At 56.6% G+C, this 19,313-nt stretch carries 17 protein-coding genes and 1 pseudogene; 11 read left to right on the top strand and 7 right to left on the bottom strand.

Annotated elements, in window-relative coordinates; all coding sequences use genetic code 11:
• Nucleotides 1-59: 59 nt before the first annotated feature.
• Nucleotides 60-2,078 carry a transketolase gene (gene tkt, locus TG4357_RS00990; protein ID WP_058261004.1) on the bottom strand — a complete coding sequence of 673 codons (2,019 nt, stop codon included), beginning with the start codon at nt 2,076-2,078 and terminating at the stop codon, nt 60-62.
• Nucleotides 2,079-2,278: 200 nt separating this feature from the next.
• Between tkt and TG4357_RS00995 the strand changes: the two genes are divergently transcribed.
• Complete coding sequence (locus tag TG4357_RS00995) at nt 2,279-2,782, top strand: hypothetical protein (RefSeq protein WP_058261005.1); 504 nt, start codon at nt 2,279-2,281, stop codon at nt 2,780-2,782.
• Nucleotides 2,782-3,177, top strand: coding sequence for a cell division protein ZapA (locus TG4357_RS01000; protein ID WP_058261006.1), 396 nt, complete (start codon nt 2,782-2,784; stop codon nt 3,175-3,177). The genes TG4357_RS00995 and TG4357_RS01000 overlap by 1 nt, the downstream gene beginning before the upstream one ends.
• Nucleotides 3,178-3,186: 9 nt before the next feature.
• Here the strand turns inward: TG4357_RS01000 and TG4357_RS01005 are convergent, their stop codons facing one another.
• From TG4357_RS01005 to TG4357_RS01030, 6 genes are all read right to left on the bottom strand, one after another.
• Entirely contained in the window at nt 3,187-3,804 is a 618-nt protein-coding gene (locus TG4357_RS01005) for a DedA family protein (RefSeq protein ID WP_058261007.1), read from the bottom strand.
• Entirely contained in the window at nt 3,801-4,145 is a 345-nt protein-coding gene (locus TG4357_RS01010) for a hypothetical protein (protein ID WP_139193584.1), read from the bottom strand. The genes TG4357_RS01005 and TG4357_RS01010 overlap by 4 nt, the downstream gene beginning before the upstream one ends.
• Before the next feature lie 54 nt (nt 4,146-4,199).
• Nucleotides 4,200-4,562, bottom strand: coding sequence for a Grx4 family monothiol glutaredoxin (gene grxD / locus TG4357_RS01015; protein WP_058261009.1), 363 nt, complete (start codon nt 4,560-4,562; stop codon nt 4,200-4,202).
• Nucleotides 4,563-4,700: 138 nt separating this feature from the next.
• A complete protein-coding gene (locus TG4357_RS01020) occupies nt 4,701-4,937 on the bottom strand; it encodes a BolA/IbaG family iron-sulfur metabolism protein (protein WP_058261010.1) in 237 nt (78 codons plus the stop codon).
• 122 nt (nt 4,938-5,059) lie between these two features.
• Nucleotides 5,060-7,219 carry a phosphoribosylformylglycinamidine synthase subunit PurL gene (gene purL, locus TG4357_RS01025; protein WP_058261011.1) on the bottom strand — a complete coding sequence of 720 codons (2,160 nt, stop codon included), beginning with the start codon at nt 7,217-7,219 and terminating at the stop codon, nt 5,060-5,062.
• Nucleotides 7,220-7,645: 426 nt separating this feature from the next.
• Nucleotides 7,646-8,551 (bottom strand): LysR family transcriptional regulator, encoded by a 906-nt coding sequence (locus TG4357_RS01030; protein ID WP_058261012.1) that lies wholly within the window; start codon nt 8,549-8,551, stop codon nt 7,646-7,648.
• A gap of 170 nt (nt 8,552-8,721) precedes the next feature.
• On the opposite strand from TG4357_RS01030, the pseudogene TG4357_RS01035 reads away from it, so the two are divergent.
• The 9 genes and pseudogenes from TG4357_RS01035 (at nt 8,722) to TG4357_RS01075 (ending at nt 19,264) form a co-directional block, all read left to right on the top strand.
• Nucleotides 8,722-12,217, top strand: a pseudogene (locus TG4357_RS01035) (indolepyruvate ferredoxin oxidoreductase family protein).
• Between the two features lie 118 nt (nt 12,218-12,335).
• Nucleotides 12,336-13,214 carry a lysophospholipid acyltransferase family protein gene (locus TG4357_RS01040; protein WP_058261013.1) on the top strand — a complete coding sequence of 293 codons (879 nt, stop codon included), beginning with the start codon at nt 12,336-12,338 and terminating at the stop codon, nt 13,212-13,214.
• Nucleotides 13,215-13,238: 24 nt separating this feature from the next.
• Nucleotides 13,239-14,051, top strand: a complete 813-nt coding sequence (murI, locus tag TG4357_RS01045) for a glutamate racemase (RefSeq protein WP_058261014.1) — start codon at nt 13,239-13,241, stop codon at nt 14,049-14,051.
• Nucleotides 14,052-14,193: 142 nt separating this feature from the next.
• Nucleotides 14,194-14,637: a cytochrome c maturation protein CcmE gene (ccmE, locus tag TG4357_RS01050; protein ID WP_058261015.1), complete on the top strand. Its 444-nt coding sequence runs from the start codon at nt 14,194-14,196 to the stop codon at nt 14,635-14,637.
• A gap of 86 nt (nt 14,638-14,723) precedes the next feature.
• Nucleotides 14,724-15,335, top strand: a complete 612-nt coding sequence (locus TG4357_RS01055; protein ID WP_058261016.1) for a holin-associated N-acetylmuramidase — start codon at nt 14,724-14,726, stop codon at nt 15,333-15,335.
• On the top strand, nt 15,335-15,883 hold the full coding sequence (locus TG4357_RS01060; RefSeq protein WP_425329305.1) for a holin family protein: 549 nt from the start codon (nt 15,335-15,337) through the stop codon (nt 15,881-15,883). The genes TG4357_RS01055 and TG4357_RS01060 overlap by 1 nt, the downstream gene beginning before the upstream one ends.
• Nucleotides 15,884-16,009: 126 nt before the next feature.
• A complete protein-coding gene (locus TG4357_RS01065) occupies nt 16,010-17,974 on the top strand; it encodes a heme lyase CcmF/NrfE family subunit (protein WP_058261017.1) in 1,965 nt (654 codons plus the stop codon).
• On the top strand, nt 17,971-18,423 hold the full coding sequence (locus TG4357_RS01070; protein WP_058261018.1) for a cytochrome c-type biogenesis protein: 453 nt from the start codon (nt 17,971-17,973) through the stop codon (nt 18,421-18,423). Before TG4357_RS01065 ends, TG4357_RS01070 begins: the two co-directional genes overlap by 4 nt.
• 67 nt (nt 18,424-18,490) lie before the next feature.
• Complete coding sequence (locus TG4357_RS01075) at nt 18,491-19,264, top strand: enoyl-CoA hydratase-related protein (RefSeq protein WP_058261019.1); 774 nt, start codon at nt 18,491-18,493, stop codon at nt 19,262-19,264.
• Nucleotides 19,265-19,313 lie beyond the last annotated feature (49 nt).

The following is a 19,313-nucleotide window of genomic DNA, read 5'->3' on the forward strand; positions in this document are numbered from 1 at the left end:
GGGCCGCGCATCCGCGCGGCCCTTCGCAAATTTATAGCGGTGGTTTTTACGGCTTGCCGTTAGGCCAGCAACTCTTTCACCTTGGCCGCTGCGGCCTCGGCGGTGATACCGAATTTTTCATAAAGAACATTCGCCGGGGCCGAAGCACCAAAATCGGTCATGCCGATAAACCCGGCCTTAGCTTCACGGCCACGTTCGCCCAACAGCCATCGGTCCCAACCCTGACGAATTGCGGCTTCGATACCAACACGGACCGGACCCGCAGGCAAAACGCGTTTGCGATAGGCTTCGTCCTGTTGTTCGAATAGTTCCATGCAAGGCATCGACACGACCCGAGTGCCAACACCTTCTGCCTGCAACAGATCGCGTGCGGCCAAGGCGATTTCCACTTCCGATCCGGTGGCAATCAGGATTGCCTGACGCTTGCCCTCGGCATCGGCCAACACATACGCGCCCTGAGCCGTCAGGTTCTTAGCAGTGTGTTTTCTACGCACGGTCGGCAGGCCCTGACGTGTCAGTGACAAAACCGAAGGCGTGTCCTTGGTGCTGAGCGCCAGTTCCCAGGCTTCCGCCGTTTCAATGGTATCGGCAGGACGGAACACATGGGTGTTCGGGGTGGCGCGGCTGATGGCGAGATGTTCCACCGGTTGGTGCGTTGGCCCGTCTTCGCCCAGACCGATCGAATCGTGGGTCATCACGAACACGGTGGGTATTTTCATCAAGGCGGCCAAGCGCATCGCCGGACGGGCGTAGTCGGTAAATGCCATGAAAGTCCCACCGTAGGGGCGGATACCACCATGCAGCGCCATGCCGTTCATCGCTGCGGCCATGCCATGTTCGCGGATACCCCAATGAATATAGCGACCGCTGCGGTTGTCGGTGTCAAAGATCCCCATATCGCCGGTTTTGGTGTTGTTCGACCCGGTGAGGTCAGCAGACCCGCCGACGGTTTCGGTCATCACAGGGTTGATCACTTCCAGCACCATTTCGCTGGATTTCCGAGTGGCAACCTTGGGACCTTCTTCGCTGATCTGCTTTTTCAGGGCCCGGATTGTCGGAGACAGGCGTTTGGGAACGTCGCGATCGAAGATACGTTTGAATTCTCCCTGCTTGCGGTCCGAAACCGACGCGAGCCGTGCTTCCCATTCGGAACGATCCGCAGCCCCACGCGATCCGATGCTTTCCCATGCCTGTTTGATTTCGGCGGGAACTTCGAACGGACCATAAGGCCAGCCATAGGCGGCCTTGGTGTCGGCAATCAGCGTTTCATCGGTCAGTGCGCCATGCCCTTTGGATGTGTCCTGGGCCGAAGAACCAAGCGCAATATGGGTCTTGCAAGCAATCATCGACGGCTTGCCAGCCTTTTTTGCGGCGGTGATCGCTTCGTCGATCGCGGCCGGATCGTGGCCATCGATTTCCTGCACATGCCAGCCAGAGGCCTTGAACCGCTGCACCTGATCGGTGCGGTCGGACAGATCGACGGTGCCGTCGATGGTAATTCCGTTATTGTCCCAGAACACGACCAGCTTGGACAATTGTTGCCGCCCGGCCAGCGCAATCGCTTCGTGACTGACACCTTCCATCAGGCAGCCGTCACCAGCGATGACATAAGTGTAGTGATCGACCAGTTTCTTGCCGTATTGACCGCGCAGGATTTCTTCGGCCATGGCGAAACCCACCGCGTTGGAAATGCCCTGACCCAGAGGTCCGGTTGTGGTTTCGATCCCCGAGGCATGGCCGTATTCCGGGTGCCCAGCGGTTTTCGCGCCCCATTGGCGGAAGTTGCGGATTTCTTCCAGCGTGATGTCTTCGTTGCCCGTAAGGTAAAGCAGCGAATAAAGCAGCATCGAACCGTGCCCAGCCGAAAGGATGAAGCGGTCACGATCGGGCCAATAGGGGGCCGCCGCGTCAAATTTCAAGTGCTTTTCGAACAAGACTGTGGCAACGTCGGCCATCCCCATCGGCATGCCGGAATGGCCCGAATTTGCCGCGTGGATTGCATCCAGCGTCAATGTGCGGATTGCGGCCGCTTTCGTCCAATGTTCAGGGTTCGCAGTGCGCAGGGCAGAAATATCCACGAGAGACGTCCTTTGATCTGGCTGTGTTGATGCTGCTCATATCAGCCCTTGTCCGAAGATCAAGCGGCAGGGCGGGATATCCGTCGCTTGGGGGGCGCATTTTGCCTATTCATTGGGTAAACTTTGGCTCAAGGAACGCCATCTTGATTCGCACCGGCGAATTTCTGAGCGTTTCGATAATAACCGGAAGGCAGAGGCGCATGAGCGATATTACCGAACTAGAACGCCGCATCACCGCTGCGATGGATCGCATCGCGAAAAAGGTTGAAGATTTCGGGCAGCGGCAAACGGACGCCCCCGATCCTGATGCCGAAGCGTCGGCAGCGGGTACAGCCCTGAACGAGGCGTTGGAAGAAGAAAAGCTGGCCAATGCCCAGTTGCAAGAACGTTTAAAGGTTCTACACATCAAGCTCGACAAGAAAGATGCAGAAACCGAGCAGGAGATATCCGGTCTGAAATCGGCGTTGGCCGATATGGAAACCGCCCTGGAAAAGCTGAAGTCGACAAGCGAAGATCTGCGCTCGGTCAATCAAACCCTGCGCGATGCTCAGGCCGAAGATATCGCTGCGGCGCTCGATGCCGGGCTGAGGGCGGAACTTGAAGCGCTCAGGGCCGAACGCGCGGCAGAAGCCGCGGAAACTCAGGCGATCGCCGCAGCGCTGGAACCGCTGATAGATGCCAGCAAGAACAAGGAAACCGCCTGATGCCCGAAGTTATCATTCATATCGGCGGTCGCGCCTTCGAAGTGTCCTGTCAGGATGGCGAGGAACATTACCTGCAATCTGCCGCTGGGATGCTCGACACCGAAGCGGGCACTCTGGCGCAGCAGATCGGCCGCCTGCCTGAATCGCGCATGTTACTGATGGCCGGATTGATGCTGGCGGATAAGACCGCCGGTCTTGAAGATCAGCTCAAAGAGATGGAGGTTAAGCTAACCGAAACTCTGGCCGATCTGGACAAACTGCGGACGGCACCGGCACCCGATCCTGAACGAGTGGAAGTGCCTGTCATCCCGCAAATCGTGCACGATACGCTGGCCGAAATCGCCGCCCGTGCCGAAGCGCTGGCCGATGAGGTCGAGGAAAAAGCGACGTCCTGATCGCACAGCTCAACGCCGCTTCTTGTGGCCCAGTTTACGGTGAAGCTGTAGCATATGACGCAATCTCAGCGCCAACAGCAGCGCCACCGTTAGCGCGGCCAACAGCCCCAGCATATCGCTGATCACCGGCCAGAGATAACCGAACTGATCCGCAGCACCAGCGCCGATGCCAACATAGATCGTAACCCAGGCGATTTCACCCGTGGCACTGGCGATGGTGAATGTGGGCCAGCGTAGGCGCGCTGCCCCAGCAACGAAATTCACATAAGGGCCCAGCGGGCTGAGCAACCAGCGTGACAGGAACACCGCGATGTTGCCGCGTTCACGGGTCAGGGACGTGGCACGCGACAGCGCCATTGCCTGTTTACCGCCGCGGCTTTCGATCCGTTGCAGCCATCCCGCGCCCGACCGCCCCAAGGCATACCCGATCTGATCGCCGATCACCGCGCCCGTCAGCGCGGCCAGAATGGTAAAGCCAAGAGGCAGATCACCAGCGGCAGCAAAGCCACCTGCTGCCATCATAAACAACGACGCAGGAACCGGCAACGCTAGGCAGCTGAGCAATGTAATCAGCCCTAAAAGCGGCGCGCCGTAATCGGGCAACAGCGCCAATAACTGATCCGTCATTGCGCGACCTTTTCCAAAACCGCGTTCAATTCGGCGATCAGTTCGGCCACCGGACGGTTTTGTTCATGGGCGATTTCTTCCAGCGTCTTGCGGCGGATGTCTTCGGGCTGCCCCAACAGCGTGGCCAAGTCCAGTGCCGGGGTATGCCAAGCATGGGCGACATAGCCAACGGTCATCCAAGGTTCGATATCCGGGCGCAAATTGCGATGGTCCTGCCAGTAGACCCAATGCAACGTGAACCGCACGGTAAAAAACACCGCCAACACCAAAGCCAAGCCCAGCAGGATCATTGTCGGCTTGTGATGTTCCCATAGCACGTGAAGGGGCGCGGGCCGTTTCATCGCCGCACCCCTCGCAATTTCGGGCAAGAGTTGCGATCTCTTGCCGACAGCATCTTAGGCGTTCGCTTCGCGGATCTTTTCTGCTGCATCTTTGTCATAGGTGACGTCGCTGTTTTCAAACAGGGCGTCCAATTCGCCCGACAGGGTCATTTCGGTAATGATATCACAGCCGCCAACGAATTCACCCTTCACATAGAGCTGAGGGATCGTGGGCCAGTCTGAATAGTCCTTGATGCCTTGGCGGATTTCGTCATCGGCCAGCACATTCACATCGGCATAATCGACGCCCATATAGTTCAGGACACCTGCAACGCGCTGCGAAAAACCGCATTGCGGCATATCCTTGGTGCCTTTCATATACAGCACCACGTCGTTGGCTTTGACGATTTCTTCGATACGGGTCTTTGCGTCGGTCATTGGGATATTCCTTGTCGCTTGAGGCGCCGTTTTCTAAGGCGCTTGTCCGGCATCGGAACGCCGAACTCTTTTTCTAGTTCCTCGAACTCGTCATTCTCGAGATGATCTTGGGGCAAGCCACTTGAGAACGTATCTTTTCTATTCTGGCGCTTTGGTGGTCAGGGCCAGCGCGTGCAAATCACCATCTGGTCCGTCCATCTTGCCTTTCAGGGCGGCATAAACCGCGCGTTGCTGCTGAACTCGGTTCAGACCCCGAAAGCTTTCGTCGATCACCATGGCCGACATATGCTGTCCGTCGCTGCCTTCCACGGCAATTTCCGCGTTGGGAAACGTTTGGCGAAGCAGGTCTTCGAGTTCCTGGGAAAAAATGGCCATCTGGGTCTCCGGGTCTTTGTGTTGTCATTGGAAATCTAGGGCGAGACAAGGGGGCGTGCAAGGCGCGCAAAACCCTTGCACACAAAAAGATACGTGCAAGGGGCATGTTTGAATTCGCCGGATCAACAGACCGTGTTTTCAAACGCGCTGCGATAGATCACCGAAAGTTCGTCTAACGGGGCTTCCGAGTGGCCAAGGCGAACGGTGTTACCTGTAAAATGACCCGCTGTGTGCAGTGTCACGCCTGCCTGACCCGCAGCGACCATCAACGCCTCGGCTTCGTCGAAGTTGCAGGCAATCAGATAGCGCGCCTGATCTTCACCGAACAGCTGCGCCATATCGGTTTCGTCGATCTGCACGCCAACGCCACCGGCTTCGGCCATTTCAAATGCCACCAACGCCAGACCACCATCTGACAGGTCGGTACAGGCCTTGATCATTGCGCGATTGGCGCGAATGAAGTCGCCATTGCGCTTTTCGGCGACCAGATCGACATGCGGTGCATCGCCGTCTTCGCGATTGAACACTTCGGCCAACAGCGCCGATTGGCCCAGATGACCTTCGGTTTCGCCAAGAAGCAGGGCGATATGACCATCGCGGGCGGTCCCGGTAATAGCATCTTCGGGTTTGGCGATCAGCCCGACCGCGCAGATGGTCGGGGTCGGAAGAATGCCCTGACCATCGGTTTCGTTGTAGAGCGACACATTGCCTGACACGATCGGCACATCCAAAGCCGCGACCGCCTCACCGATCCCTTGGATCGCGCCAACGAACTGCCCCATGATTTCGGGTTTTTCGGGGTTTCCGAAATTCAGGTTGTCGGTGGTGGCCAATGGGGTTGCGCCGACGGCGATCAGGTTGCGATAGGCTTCTGCCACCGCCTGTTTGCCGCCTTCGACCGGATTGGCCATCACGTAGCGCGGGGTTACGTCGCTGGTGAAAGCCAATGATTTATCGGTGCCATGCACCCGTACAATCCCGGCCCCCAGACCCGGCGCACGCACGGTATCAGCCATCACCATTGTGTCGTATTGTTCATATACCCACTGTTTGGCACCATAATTCGACGATCCAATCAGTGCTTTCAACCCGTCGATGGGATCAATTGACGGCACATCGGCCAAGGGCTCTGCGACCGGTGTCGGCTGCCATGGGCGATCATATTCCGGTGCGCTGGAACTCAGCTGCGACAGCGGCAGATCGGCTTTGACGTCATTGCCGTGCAGGATCAGGAAGCGATCTTCGGGGATGGTTTCGCCGACAATGGCGAAATCCAGGTCCCATTTGTCAAACACTGCACGCGCTTCGGCTTCTTTTTCCGGGCGCAGCACCATCAACATACGTTCCTGGCTTTCCGACAGCATCATTTCATAGGCCGACATATGCGCTTCACGCTGCGGAACATCGTCAAGTTGCAGCTTGATGCCCAACCCGCCCTTGTCGCCCATTTCCACCGCCGAACAGGTCAGGCCGGCGGCCCCCATATCCTGAATCGAAATGACCGCGCCGGTTTGCATCAGCTCAAGCGTCGCTTCCATTAGGCGCTTTTCGGTGAACGGATCGCCGACCTGAACGGTGGGGCGCTTTTCTTCGATGGTTTCATCGAATTCCGCCGAAGCCATGGTGGCGCCGCCGACGCCATCGCGTCCGGTCTTGGCCCCCAGATAAACCACCGGCATTCCCACGCCGGACGCTGCCGAATAGAAAATTTTGTCGGCATCGGCCAACCCGGCGGCAAAGGCATTGACCAGGCAATTGCCACTATAGGCCGGATGGAACCGGACTTCGCCGCCCACAGTCGGCACACCAAAACAGTTGCCATAGCCGCCGATACCTTCGACCACGCCGTGCACCAACTGTTTGGTCTTGGGATGATCGACCGCGCCAAAGCTGAGCGAATTCATTGCCGCGATGGGCCGCGCGCCCATGGTGAAAACATCACGCAAAATGCCGCCCATGCCGGTCGCGGCCCCTTGATAGGGTTCGATGTAGGACGGGTGATTATGGCTTTCCATCTTGAAAACCACCGCCTGTCCGTCGCCGATATCCACAACACCTGCATTTTCCCCTGGACCACAGATCACTTGCGGGCCCGTCGTGGGCAGGGTGCGCAGCCATTTCTTCGACGACTTGTAAGAACAATGTTCGTTCCACATCGCCGAAAAGACGCCCAGCTCGGTGAAATTCGGCTCCCGGTTCAGGATTCGAAGAATGTTGGCGTATTCTTCGGCATTGATGCCATGAGCTTCGATGATCTCCGGCGTGATGGCTGGGTCTTGCATATCGGATTTTCCTGCAACGGCTCTGTTTGCGCGCTTCTTTACGCCATGACCGTGAGCGGGGAAAGGGGGCAGAAGTGCTTTGGTTCTTTTTCACATGGCACCAATTTGCCATGTACTCACTTCTTCTGTTCGAAAATATCCCCCGCCGGAGGCATGGCCGAAGAAAACGATCCTTGGGGCGGTTGAGGGGAAATGAAGCGCGCCGCAGGCGTACATAACACCAGAGGTTCGTTCACCCTGACGAAAAAAAAAAGGCCGAGCACGAAGCTCGGCCGAAGTCCAACAGGGAGGTATGAAGATGATACTAAAAAGTTCAGCATCACCGTCGAATGCTGAAATAGGCATCGGAAATGAATCGATCAAGCACCATTTTGCCGCAGTTGCAGCATGCCTGTTATGCATCGTGCGCATGGCTTGCTTAACAAGTTAGCTAAGCGCCTGATTTTTCATCTGTTTGCGATAGGCAATGATTTCGTCCTGCACGAAATCTCGGAAGGTGGAAATCCGCTTGGAATGGCGTAATTCTTCCGGATAAGCCAAAAAAACGGGAACTTCGATCGATTGAACATCCGGCAACACCCGCACCAGGTTGGGAAAGTCTTGCAGCAAGTAGTCTGGAAGCACGCCGATACCAAGATGATTGATCACCGCTTGCAACACCCCAAAGTAATTGTTCACCGTTAGCGTTGCTCTGACATCATAGGTCAACAGATGTTGCACCAAATTCGCACCCGCTCCAACTTGGGCCGATGCCGGATTTTGGCAGACCAATCGATGTTCGGCGATTTGCTCGATTGTTTCCGGCGTTCCGTGTCGATCCAGATATTCGGGCGAAGCATAAAGCAGCATGCGCACAGCCATCAGTCGTTTGCGGATCAGATCGGCCTGGCTGGGTTCCTTCATCCGTATCGCGACATCGGCTTCCCGCATCGGCAGATCCAGAACCCGTTCTTCCAACATTAGATCAATGTTGAGATCGGGGTATTTTTCATAAAGCTTGGGCAGCCGCGGAGCGAGCCAAAGCGTGCCGAAACCGGTCGTAGTGGTCACCCGCAGCTGTCCGAAGACTTCTTCTTCGCTATCCCGAATGCGTGCTTCCGCGGCTTCCAGGCGTTTGGCCATGGCACGCGTCGCATCAAACAACAGTTCCCCCTGTTCGGTGAGAATCAGTCCCCGTGCATGACGGTGAAAAAGCGTCGCATTCAGGCTTTCTTCCAGCGCGCGGACCTGTCGACTGACCGCGGATTGCGACAGATGCAATACGTCACCGGCGTGTGTAAGGCTGCCTGCATCCGCGACCGCGTGAAATATTCTTAATTTATCCCAGTCCATTCCCACAACTTTCAGATTCGCCCGACCCACTTACACGAAACACTTTGAACATTAAGGCCTTTCGCGGCATCTCTGTATAAAAAATAGAATTTTTTGTTTGTAGGTCAAAATATATGACCTATTATTGCTCTATAATGTTGCATGCATGCCATGTGGGAGGAGACACCTTAATGACTGACCAAAAGGTTTCGCTAACAGACCGTTTTGATCTGGAAAAATCGCCTGTTCTCTTGAATGGGACCCAAGCGCTTGTGCGGCTGATGCTGATGCAAAAAGCCCGTGACAAGGCGGCTGGCCTGAACACCGCAGGCTATGTCACCGGCTATCGCGGTTCTCCGCTCGGTGCGGTTGATCTGCAAATGAACCGGGCCGCGAAGCAACTTCATGCCGCCGATGTGCTGTTTCACGAAGGGCTGAACGAAGACTTGGCCGCGACCGCGTTGTGGGGCAGTCAGCAAGCCGAGTTGCGCGGCGAAGGCAAGTTCGATGGCGTTTTCGGGCTCTGGTATGGCAAAGGTCCGGGGGTGGACCGCACCGGCGATGTGATGCGCCATGCCAATATGGCGGGTACGTCCAAAAATGGCGGCGTGCTGATGGCCATGGGGGATGACCACACCGGCGAAAGCTCTACCGTTTTGCATCAATCGGAATGGGCGCTGGTCGATGCCTATATGCCTGTCGTCAGCCCTGCAGGGGTGCAGGAAGTTCTCGATTACGGCATCTACGGTATCGCGCTCAGCCGGTTTTCCGGGCTTTGGGTCGGTCTGAAAACAATGAAGGACACGATCGAAGCAACCGCCGTCGTCGATGGCCGGATCGACCGGATGAACCTTGCCATTCCTGAATTCGACATGCCCGACGGCGGGTTGAACATCCGACTGATCGACACTCCGACCGAACAAGAAGCGCGGATGATCGACTACAAGCGTTTCGCCGCCGAAGCATTTTCCCACGCCAACAAGATGGACAAGCGGATGTGGGGGAAACCGGGGGCCAAGATCGGGTTCGTGGCAGCAGGCAAGAACTGGCTTGATCTGGTTCATGCGCTGGCATTGCTGAACATCGACGAAGCCGAAGCGGAACGACTGGGGATCACCACTTACAAGGTCGGTCAAACTTTCCCGCTGGATATGCGGGGGTTCCACGATTGGGCCGAAGGGTTGGACTTGATCGTGGTGGTCGAAGAAAAGCGCAAGCTGATCGAAGTGCAAGTCTTGGGCCGAAGGGTTGGACTTGATCGTGGTGGTCGAAGAAAAGCGCAAGCTGATCGAAGTGCAAGTCAAGGAAGCCATTTTCGACGACCGGCGCGGGCGTCGGGTCTATGGTTGGCACAAGGGCGGTGGTGCAGGATCGATGCACGGTCCGGAACTGTTCCAAACCAAGGGCGCGCTTGATCCGATCATGATCGCCGAACGACTGGGCGAAATCTTGACCGACGAAGGCCGCGGTACCGATGGGGTCAAAGCCGGTCTGGCCGCGCTTGACGAAGTCCGCCGCAACGATAATGCCGAAGAAATTGCTTCGCGCTTGCCGTATTTCTGTTCAGGTTGCCCGCATAACACATCGACCAAGGTGCCCGAGGGCAGCCGTGCCTATGCCGGGATTGGGTGTCACTATATGGTGCAATGGATGGACCGCGACACGCTGGGCTTCACCCAGATGGGCGGAGAAGGCGCGAACTGGATCGGCGAAGCACCGTTTTCCACCCGCGACCATGTGTTCCAGAATCTAGGTGACGGCACTTATAACCATTCTGGCATTCAGGCGATCCGCGCGGCTTTGGCGGCGGGAACCAATATCACCTACAAGATCCTGTTCAATGACGCGGTTGCGATGACCGGTGGACAGAAGAACGAAGGTGGTTTGACAGCCTATAAGATCGTCAATGAAATCAAAGCAATGGGCGTCGAACATATCGGGGTGGTCTATGACGAGAAGGAAGAGGTTGATCTCAATGCCTTCCCCGCCGGAGTGGAAAAGCACGAACGCGCCGAACTGCTGCAAATAGAAGAAAAATTCCGCAACTTCGAAGGCGTTTCGGCGATTGTCTATATCCAAACCTGTGCCGCCGAAAAACGCCGCCGGCGTAAGCGTGGACAGTTTCCCGATCCTGATCGCCGGGTGTTCATCAATACCGATGTTTGCGAAGGCTGCGGCGATTGCGGCGTTCAGTCCAATTGCGTGTCGATCGTGCCGGCGGAAACCGAACTGGGTCGTAAACGCGCCATCGATCAATCCAGCTGCAACAAGGATTTCAGTTGTCTCAACGGTTTTTGCCCCAGCTTCGTGACGCTGGAAGGGGCCAAGTTGAAAAAGTCCGAAACTGCACAACTGGATCTGCCACATCTGCCGCAGCCGGAAATCCCGGCGATCGACGGCACCTTCAACGTGGTGATCACGGGGGTTGGTGGCACTGGCGTTGTGACCATCGGAGCCGTTTTGGCACAGGCGGCGCAGATCGACGGCAAAGGCGCGGGCATGATGGAAATGGCCGGGTTGGCGCAAAAAGGCGGAGCGGTGCATATCCATTGCCGGATCGCGGAAAGCCCTGACGATATCAGCGCGGTACGGGTCGCCACCGGCGAAGCGGATGCGCTGATCGGTGGTGATTTGGTGGTGTCTGCCGGGGCAAAAACACTGGGCCTGACCAAGACCGGGCGCACCGGCGCGGTGGTCAACAGTCATGAAATCATCACCGGCGATTTCACCCATAACACCGAATTCAGCCTGCCATCCGACCGGTTGGAACTGCAGTTGCAGGCGCGGTTGCAAGACAAGGTGATCCTGTTTGATGCCTCGGAACTGGCACGGGCGACATTGGGGGATTCGATCTTTTCCAACATGATGATTTTCGGGGCCGCATGGCAGCGCGGATTGATCCCACTGAGCCATCAGTCATTGATTGATGCAATCGAATTGAACGGTGCCGCGGTGGACCGCAATCTGCGTGCCTTTGAAATTGGCCGCTGGGCCGTTCTGCACCCGGAAGACGCACTGGACCTGCTGACGCCGAAAGTGAATGTGGTCGACAAGCCGAAAACGCTGGAGGAAAAAATCGCCTTCCGCGCTGATCATCTGGTTGGGTATCAGGGCAAGCGATTGGCGAAGAAATACCGCAAACTGGTGGACCGTTTTGACGATCCGCGCCTGAAAGAGGCAGTTGCCAAAGGGTACCACAAGCTATTGTCTTACAAGGACGAATACGAAGTTGCCCGGTTGCTTTTGGACACCAAAACCAAGGCGGATGCCGAATTCGAAGGCGATTTCACCATGAAATTCCATCTGGCACCGCCGATCTTGGCTAAAAAAGGCTATCAGGACCGCCCGCAGAAACGTGAATTTGGGCCCGGCATGTTACGGATGTTCCGCCTGCTGGCGCGGATGAAAGGGTTGCGGGGCACGCCATTCGATCCGTTCGGTCGGTCCGAAGAGCGGAAGATGGAACGTGCGCTGATCCAGCAATATGAAGCCGATATGGGGAAATTGGCGCAAAGCCTGTCCCCCGAAACGATGGATGCCGCGGTGGCATTGGCCGAATTGCCGCTGCAAATCCGAGGTTTTGGACCAGTAAAAGCACAAAACGAAACCAAGGCGTCAAAGCAACGCGAGGCGCTTCTGGACCGGATTTCCAATCCCGGTGCAGGGCTTGCGACGGCTGCAGAATAATCGGGACGGATCGACCGGGCGGGGGGAACCTGCCCGGCACGTTTCCAAATCAAAAAACCTGTTCTTGCGCCGCGAAATTTCTTATTTGATGCGGTGATTCTGTAACTGGCGATACCGCATGACCCGGAAACACCATATTGCGCGCGACATCAGCTATGCCCATTCGGCGCAAAGCAGGGCCGGGCGCACGATGATCCGAACCCTTGAAAACACCACCGGTCGTATCGGTTTGATCAAACGTGCGCGCGACTATGATATCGACATCGCCAACGGCGAGGATTTCTGGCAGGTAATGGTGGATCGCTATGGCTTGTCACTTGATGTGGTGGGTGGAGCGTTGGAAGACATCCCGACAGTTGGGCCGCTGATCCTGATCGCCAATCATCCCTACGGTATTCTTGACGGGTTGATGATGGGCCATATCCTGTCCCGGACCCGTGGCGATTTTCGCATTCTTGCGCATCAGGTATTTCGGAAATCTGCCGATCTGAACCGGCACATCTTGCCGATTTCCTTTGATGAAAGCAAAGCATCAATGCAGCTGAATCTGCAAACGCGCAAGGCTTGCCTTGAGTATTTGGGGCAGGGCGGTGCGGTCGGCATATTTCCCGGCGGCACCGTGTCGACGGCTGCAAAACCTTTTACCCAACCGATGGATCCAGGTTGGCGCAAATTCACCGCGCGGATGGTCGCCAAATCTGAAGCGACCGTTGTCCCGATCTTCTTTGATGGCCATACCAGCCGTTTGTTCCAGATCGCCAGCCATTTGCACAACACTTTGCGCATGGGGCTTTTGATCAAAGAATTTGCAAAACGGGTCGATACACCGGTGCGTATCGTGGTCGGTCAACCGATTGACAGGAAAGAGATTAAAGCGCGGCAAAACGATGCCAAAGCATTGATGGATTTCTTGCGCAAATCGACGTATGAGCTGTCTCCGACACCGCTCAACACTCTTGATTACGGGTATGAGTTCGAAAAGAAGCATCGCGCATAAGCGCAGGTACAGGCGGCACAGCAGATGGCAGTAGGTATTTTTGACAGCGGTCTGGGGGGATTGACGGTGATGGACGCCGTGGCAAAACGAATGCCCGATCTGCCCATTGTCTATTTCGGCGATAACGCCAACGCGCCTTACGGCGTCCGGGACGCCGATGACGTTTACAACCTGACCACCAAGGCGGTGGAACGGATGTGGGATGCGGGCTGCGATCTGGTTATTTTGGCCTGTAACACCGCCAGCGCCGCCGCATTGCGCAGGATGCAAGAAAGCTGGATTCCACCGAACAAACGTGTGCTTGGAGTCTTTGTTCCGTTGATCGAATCGCTGACCGAACGTAAATGGGGCGATAACAGCCCCCCGCGCGAAGTCGAGGTTCATCATGTGGCGCTGTTTGCCACACCGGCCACCGTCGCCAGTCGTGCCTTTCAACGTGAATTGGCTTTCCGCGCCATCGGCGTCGATGTCGAAGCACAGGCCTGCGGTGGCGTGGTCGATGCGATCGAAGACGGCGACATGATCCTGGCCGAAGCTTTGGTTCGGTCACATGTCGACGCGCTGAAACGCAAAATGCCCCATCCCGAGGCGGCCGTTTTGGGCTGCACGCATTATCCTCTGATGCAGGACGTGTTTCAGGATGCGCTTGGGGCTGAGGTGAAAGTGTATTCGCAAGCCAATCTGGTGGCAGAAAGTCTGGCCGATTATCTGAAACGGCACCCCAAAATGATCGGGACCGGGGAAGAAACGGTGTTTCTGACCACGGGTGATCCGCAGAAAGTGTCGGATCGGGCCACACAGTTCTTGCGCCATAAAATCACGTTTCAGGCGGCCTGATCTGTTTCGTTCGTCATCGGCACCATGATGCCCGGACAAAAAGTAGCACGTCGCACACCTTGCGCTTTGCGGTATCAATGTTAACTCTGCTATGTCTGTTTGGCACCAAACGGCAACAACCCGAGCGGTGAGGAGCATGCGCATGAAAGGCTTGAAGAAAAAACGTCGTATCCAGGTGATTGCGGTGGCTGTCGTCGCTTTGGCGCTATCGACTGGATTGATCGGGTATGCCATGCGCGACGGCATCAATTTTTTCCGTTCTCCCTCTCAGGTCATGGCCGAACCTCCTCGGCCGGAAGAAACCTTTCGCATTGGCGGGTTGGTCGAAGACGGCAGTCTGCAGCGCGGTCAAGGCGAAACCATTCGCTTCAACGTCACCGATGGCGGTGCGACCGTGCCGGTCGTCTTCACCGGCGTTCTGCCCGATCTTTTTGAGGAAAATCAGGGGATGATCGGGACCGGAAAATATGTCGGCGGCGTCTTTGAAGCGTCTGAAATCCTCGCTAAACATGACGAAAGCTACATGCCCAAGGAAGTCGTGGATGCGCTGAAGGAACAAGGCGTTTACCAAGAACCCGAAAGCTGATCCGAGAAGGTTCGGAACGATCAGTTTCCCAAACGTTAACCGTTTAATCCCAGTCTGATCCCGCAACAGGTTTAGCGGGGCTTTGCATGCTGGATGTCAAACAAATCGCCGAGGCGATTATTGCGCGAGAAGGCGGGTATGTGAACGATCCCGACGATCCGGGCGGTGCGACCAATCACGGCGTGACGCTTCACACGCTGCGCCGGTTGGGCTTGGATCTGGACCATGACGGCGATATCGATGCGGGTGATGTGCACAGGTTGAGCCGGGCAAAGGCACAGGATATTTTCCTGACAAACTATTTCAAACGGCCAAAAATCGACCACTTGCCGGAACTGCTGCAAGCCAGCGTTTTCGACATGTACGTCAATGCCGGGGCAAATGCCGTGAAAATTCTGCAACGATTGCTGCGCCAGATGGGGCATGAAGTAACTGTTGACGGGATGATCGGTCCGCAAACCGCAGGCGCGGCCCGCATGGCAGCGCAGGCGGCACCGGCATTCTTGGCTGATGCCTATGGCGTTGCCCGGCGCAATTACTATTTCCGCCTGGCCGATGGCCGCCCTGCCAGCCGAAAATACGCCCGCACACGATCAGGTGGCAAAGGCGGCTGGATCAAACGGGCCGAAGACTTCATTTCACCGCGCTATCATCTCAGCGCGTCGGAATTCCGCGAAAGGGTTGAAAAGTGGGATTGATGCGGCAGATTTTGGACCTGTTATTCGGGTCGGGGCAAAGCGAATTGCGAAAGACGATAGAGGTTTTTCATGAAAACGCCGAAACCGGGGCAATCCGCGCGGCAGAGGGGCAAGCGGCGTCCTTAACCCAATTCGCGCAGGAGTTTCATGCGCCCGAGCGCGGTCGTTTCGACCGGTTGATGGATGCGATCAACCGATTGCCGCGGCCGGGCTTGGCGCTTGGGACGCTCGGGTTGTTTTGTGCGGCCATGATTGATCCGGTTTGGTTCGCGGCCCGAATGGAGGGCATCGCGTTGGTGCCAGAACCATTGTGGTGGTTGCTTGGCGCGATCGTTTCTTTCTACTTCGGCGCGCGCCATCAATCCAAGGGCCAGGAATTTCAAACCCAGATGTCGCAGGCATTTGCCCGAATGTCGGAAGATATCCAAAGATTCAAAGATCATCACCGGCAGGCAGAGGCCGATACCGGGCAGGACGCTGATTTGACATGGGCGGCAACAATACCCGAGCGCAATCCTGCGCTGGACGATTGGCGGGCGTCCAAGTAACGTTTTTCAATCTGAAATCCGCGCTGCGTTTTATCGGGTGAAAGGAACGTGATCCCGCGACAATGTGATCACGTGGTTTGACCGAATTCCATTGGCCCCTTTCGGCCAAAGCTCTATAATAAGGGCATGATTACAGAACTCGGTCACTTCGCCCTCATCCTTGCCTTTTTGGTCGCTTGCATTCAGGCCACAGTACCGCTGATTGGTGCGCATATGCGCTGGCCTGGCTGGATGGCTGTCGCTGAACCAGCAGCAAACGCACAGTTTCTACTGACCGGCTTTTCTTTTGCCGCATTGACGCATGCCTTCGTCACGTCGGACTTTTCGCTGCGCCTGGTGGTTCTGAATTCCCATTCGCTGAAACCAATGCTGTATAAAATTTCCGGTGTCTGGGGCAATCACGAAGGGTCGATGTTGCTTTGGGTGCTGATCCTGTCCCTGTTTGGGGCCTCGGCCGCTTGGTTCGGTGGTGCCCTGCCTCCGACATTGAAGGCGCGGGTTCTGGCGGTTCAATCAGCTATCGGCGTTGCCTTTTATGCCTTTATCCTGTTCACCTCCAACCCGTTTTTGCGGATGGCGGTCCCACCGTTTGACGGCGAAGATCTGAATCCCTTGCTCCAGGATCCGGGGCTCGCCTTCCATCCGCCATTTCTTTACCTCGGCTATGTCGGGCTTTCGATGGCGTTTTCTTTTGCTGTCGCTGCGCTGATCGAAGGCCGGGTTGATGCCGCTTGGGGGCGCTGGGTGCGTCCATGGACTTTGGCGGCGTGGATTTTCTTGACCATCGGGATCGGACTGGGATCGTGGTGGGCCTATTACGAACTGGGTTGGGGCGGGTTCTGGTTCTGGGATCCGGTTGAAAACGCATCCTTCATGCCTTGGCTGCTTGCGGTGGCGCTGCTGCATTCGTCCATCGTGGTGGAAAAACGCGAAAGCCTTAAAAGCTGGACCATTCTTTTGGCAATCATGGCGTTCGGTTTTTCGCTGATCGGCACATTCATCGTGCGTTCTGGCGTGATCACTTCGGTTCATGCCTTTGCCAATGACCCGGAACGCGGGGTGTTCATTCTTGCCATTCTTGCCGTCTTCATGGGGGGAGCGCTGATGCTGTACGCCGCCCGTGCCAGCGCGATGGAAGCCAAGGGGGCGTTTTCCATGGTCAGTCGCGAAAGCGCGCTGGTGGTGAACAACCTGCTTCTTGCGGTTGCCGCCTTTGTCGTCTTTGTCGGCACCATCTGGCCGCTAGTGGCCGAATTGGCCTTTGATCGCAAACTGTCGGTCGGGGCACCGTTTTTCAACATGGCCTTCACGCCGTTCATGGTGATGCTGGGTCTTGTTCTACCAGTGGGAGCGATGCTGCCATGGAAACGGGCGTCGCTGTCGCGGACGTTCAAGGTACTCATGCCTGCTTTTGTTCTGGCGCTGGCCTTGGCCTGTCTGGCTTGGGCGATACAGTCCGGGCGTAGCATGTTGGGGCCTGTCGGGCTGTTTCTGGGCAGCTGGCTGATCTTCGGGTCTGCCATCGATCTTTGGAGCAGAACCGGACGTTCCCGCCAAATCGGACGATTGATGCGTCTGCCGCGCGCTGATTGGGGCAAATCGGTCGCGCATGCGGGGCTGGGCATCACCATGTTGGGCATTTCCGGGCTGATGGCTTGGGAAGCCGAAGATATTCGGGTCGTTCAGATCGGCGAACCTTTCGAGATTGCAGGCTATACGCTGATCTTGGACAAGGTCGAAAATGTGCAGGGGCCGAACTATTTTTCAACCATGGCGACCGTTCGGTTGTCCAAAGACGGCAAACCGATTTCAACGCTCCACCCTGAAAAGCGGAATTATCCGGTCGCCAAGATGCCGACCACCGAAGCCGCCATCGATGGTGGGTTCCTGCGTGACATCTATGTGGTGATCGGTGATCCACAAGACGATGGTGGTTGGGCGGTACGCAGCTACTTCAAACCACTGGCGAACTGGATTTGGGGCGGGGCGATTTTGATGGCATTGGGGGGATCGTTAAGCCTGTCTGATCGGCGTTACCGCGTGGCCGCCGGGGCGCGCAAAACCCGCGCTGCCGGAGTGCCCGCCGAATGAAACGACTGATCCTTGCCTTGTGCCTGATTGCTGCGCCCGTATTGGCGGTGCAGCCGGATGAAATCCTAGATGATCCGGTTCTTGAATCCCGGGCGCGCGAGATATCCAAAGAATTGCGATGCCTTGTATGCCGCAATGAAAATATCGACGATTCGAATGCCGAACTTGCACGCGACCTTCGGTTGTTGGTGCGCGAACGGTTGACCGCCGGTGATAGCGACGTTGAAGTCGTCAATTATATCGTCGACCGCTATGGCGAATATGTGTTGCTCAACCCGACCGCACGCGGGGCCAACTGGGTGCTGTGGGCTGCGGGGCCGATCATGCTGATCACCGGGCTGGGGCTTGGATTTATCTATCTGCGTCGGCGACAGGCGACGCCAGAACAGAAAATCGAAGAACTGAGCGATGTGGAAAAGGCGCGATTGGCGGAAATTATGGACGACTAACATCGGGTTGGGGTTTTAGCCTACCATGCGGTCGGTTATGTTCTGACCAACAGAGGAGGCACGTCCCGTGTACGAAACGATTACCCTAGCCACCCAAGACGATATCGCAGTTCTGACCCTGAACCGTGCCGATAAGATGAACGCGCTGAACACGCAAATGCGGGCCGAAATCGCCGATGCTGCGCGCGAAGCGGCCAAGAACGCGCGGGTTCTGGTCATCACCGGATCGGGCAAAGCCTTCTGTTCCGGTCAGGATCTGAGCGATCGAGCCAACGCGGCCAATCTGGATCTGGAACGTACGTTGCGGGACGAATACGCACCGATGCTGAAAGCGATCTATGATTGCCCAATCCCGACGATTTGCGCGGTTAACGGTGCCGCAGCTGGGGCAGGGGCTAATCTGGCGCTGGCCGCCGATGTGGTTATCGCCTCTGAATGTGCCTATTTCTTACAAGCCTTCACCCGGATTGGATTGATCCCGGATGCCGGTGGGACCTATTGGATGACCCGCAATATGGGGACGGCCAAGGCGATGGGGGCGGCGCTGTTCGCGGACAAGATCAGCGCCCGTCAAGCCGACGATTGGGGCCTGATCTGGGAAGCGGTACCAGACGCCGAATTTACCGCGATCTGGAAAGCCCGCGCCGCGCATTTGGCCAAGGGGCCGGGCCTTGCCTATGCTCATGTAAAAGAAGCGATCAGGGGCAGTTGGGATAATTCGTTGGAACGCCAGTTAGAGGTCGAAGGCCGAAAGCAGGGCGCTTGTGGGAAAAGCAGAGATTTTAAAGAAGGCGTGCTGGCCTTCACCGAAAAGCGTCCGCCACATTTTGAAGGCCGCTGAGGGTCTTTCACCAGGGACCGGCCCATTCGAAAGCCACCGAAAGAACGGG

The organism is Thalassovita gelatinovora (assembly GCF_001458355.1).
GTDB classification, from domain to species: domain Bacteria; phylum Pseudomonadota; class Alphaproteobacteria; order Rhodobacterales; family Rhodobacteraceae; genus Thalassobius; species Thalassobius gelatinovorus.

Excerpts from the sequence above, each read along its gene's own strand:
- TG4357_RS01070 (WP_058261018.1), top strand. The coding sequence starts at position 17,971 with ATGAAACGACTGATCCTTGCCTTGTGCCTGATTGCTGCGCCCGTATTG.
- TG4357_RS01005 (WP_058261007.1), bottom strand. The coding sequence starts at position 3,804 with ATGACGGATCAGTTATTGGCGCTGTTGCCCGATTACGGCGCGCCGCTT.
- murI (WP_058261014.1), top strand. The coding sequence starts at position 13,239 with ATGGCAGTAGGTATTTTTGACAGCGGTCTGGGGGGATTGACGGTGATG.
- TG4357_RS00995 (WP_058261005.1), top strand. The coding sequence starts at position 2,279 with ATGAGCGATATTACCGAACTAGAACGCCGCATCACCGCTGCGATGGAT.
- TG4357_RS01065 (WP_058261017.1), top strand. The coding sequence starts at position 16,010 with ATGATTACAGAACTCGGTCACTTCGCCCTCATCCTTGCCTTTTTGGTC.
- TG4357_RS01040 (WP_058261013.1), top strand. The coding sequence starts at position 12,336 with ATGACCCGGAAACACCATATTGCGCGCGACATCAGCTATGCCCATTCG.
- TG4357_RS01030 (WP_058261012.1), bottom strand. The coding sequence starts at position 8,551 with ATGGACTGGGATAAATTAAGAATATTTCACGCGGTCGCGGATGCAGGC.
- grxD (WP_058261009.1), bottom strand. The coding sequence starts at position 4,562 with ATGACCGACGCAAAGACCCGTATCGAAGAAATCGTCAAAGCCAACGAC.
- TG4357_RS01000 (WP_058261006.1), top strand. The coding sequence starts at position 2,782 with ATGCCCGAAGTTATCATTCATATCGGCGGTCGCGCCTTCGAAGTGTCC.
- ccmE (WP_058261015.1), top strand. The coding sequence starts at position 14,194 with ATGAAAGGCTTGAAGAAAAAACGTCGTATCCAGGTGATTGCGGTGGCT.
- purL (WP_058261011.1), bottom strand. The coding sequence starts at position 7,219 with ATGCAAGACCCAGCCATCACGCCGGAGATCATCGAAGCTCATGGCATC.
- TG4357_RS01010 (WP_139193584.1), bottom strand. The coding sequence starts at position 4,145 with ATGAAACGGCCCGCGCCCCTTCACGTGCTATGGGAACATCACAAGCCG.
- TG4357_RS01055 (WP_058261016.1), top strand. The coding sequence starts at position 14,724 with ATGCTGGATGTCAAACAAATCGCCGAGGCGATTATTGCGCGAGAAGGC.
- TG4357_RS01020 (WP_058261010.1), bottom strand. The coding sequence starts at position 4,937 with ATGGCCATTTTTTCCCAGGAACTCGAAGACCTGCTTCGCCAAACGTTT.
- TG4357_RS01060 (WP_425329305.1), top strand. The coding sequence starts at position 15,335 with ATGCGGCAGATTTTGGACCTGTTATTCGGGTCGGGGCAAAGCGAATTG.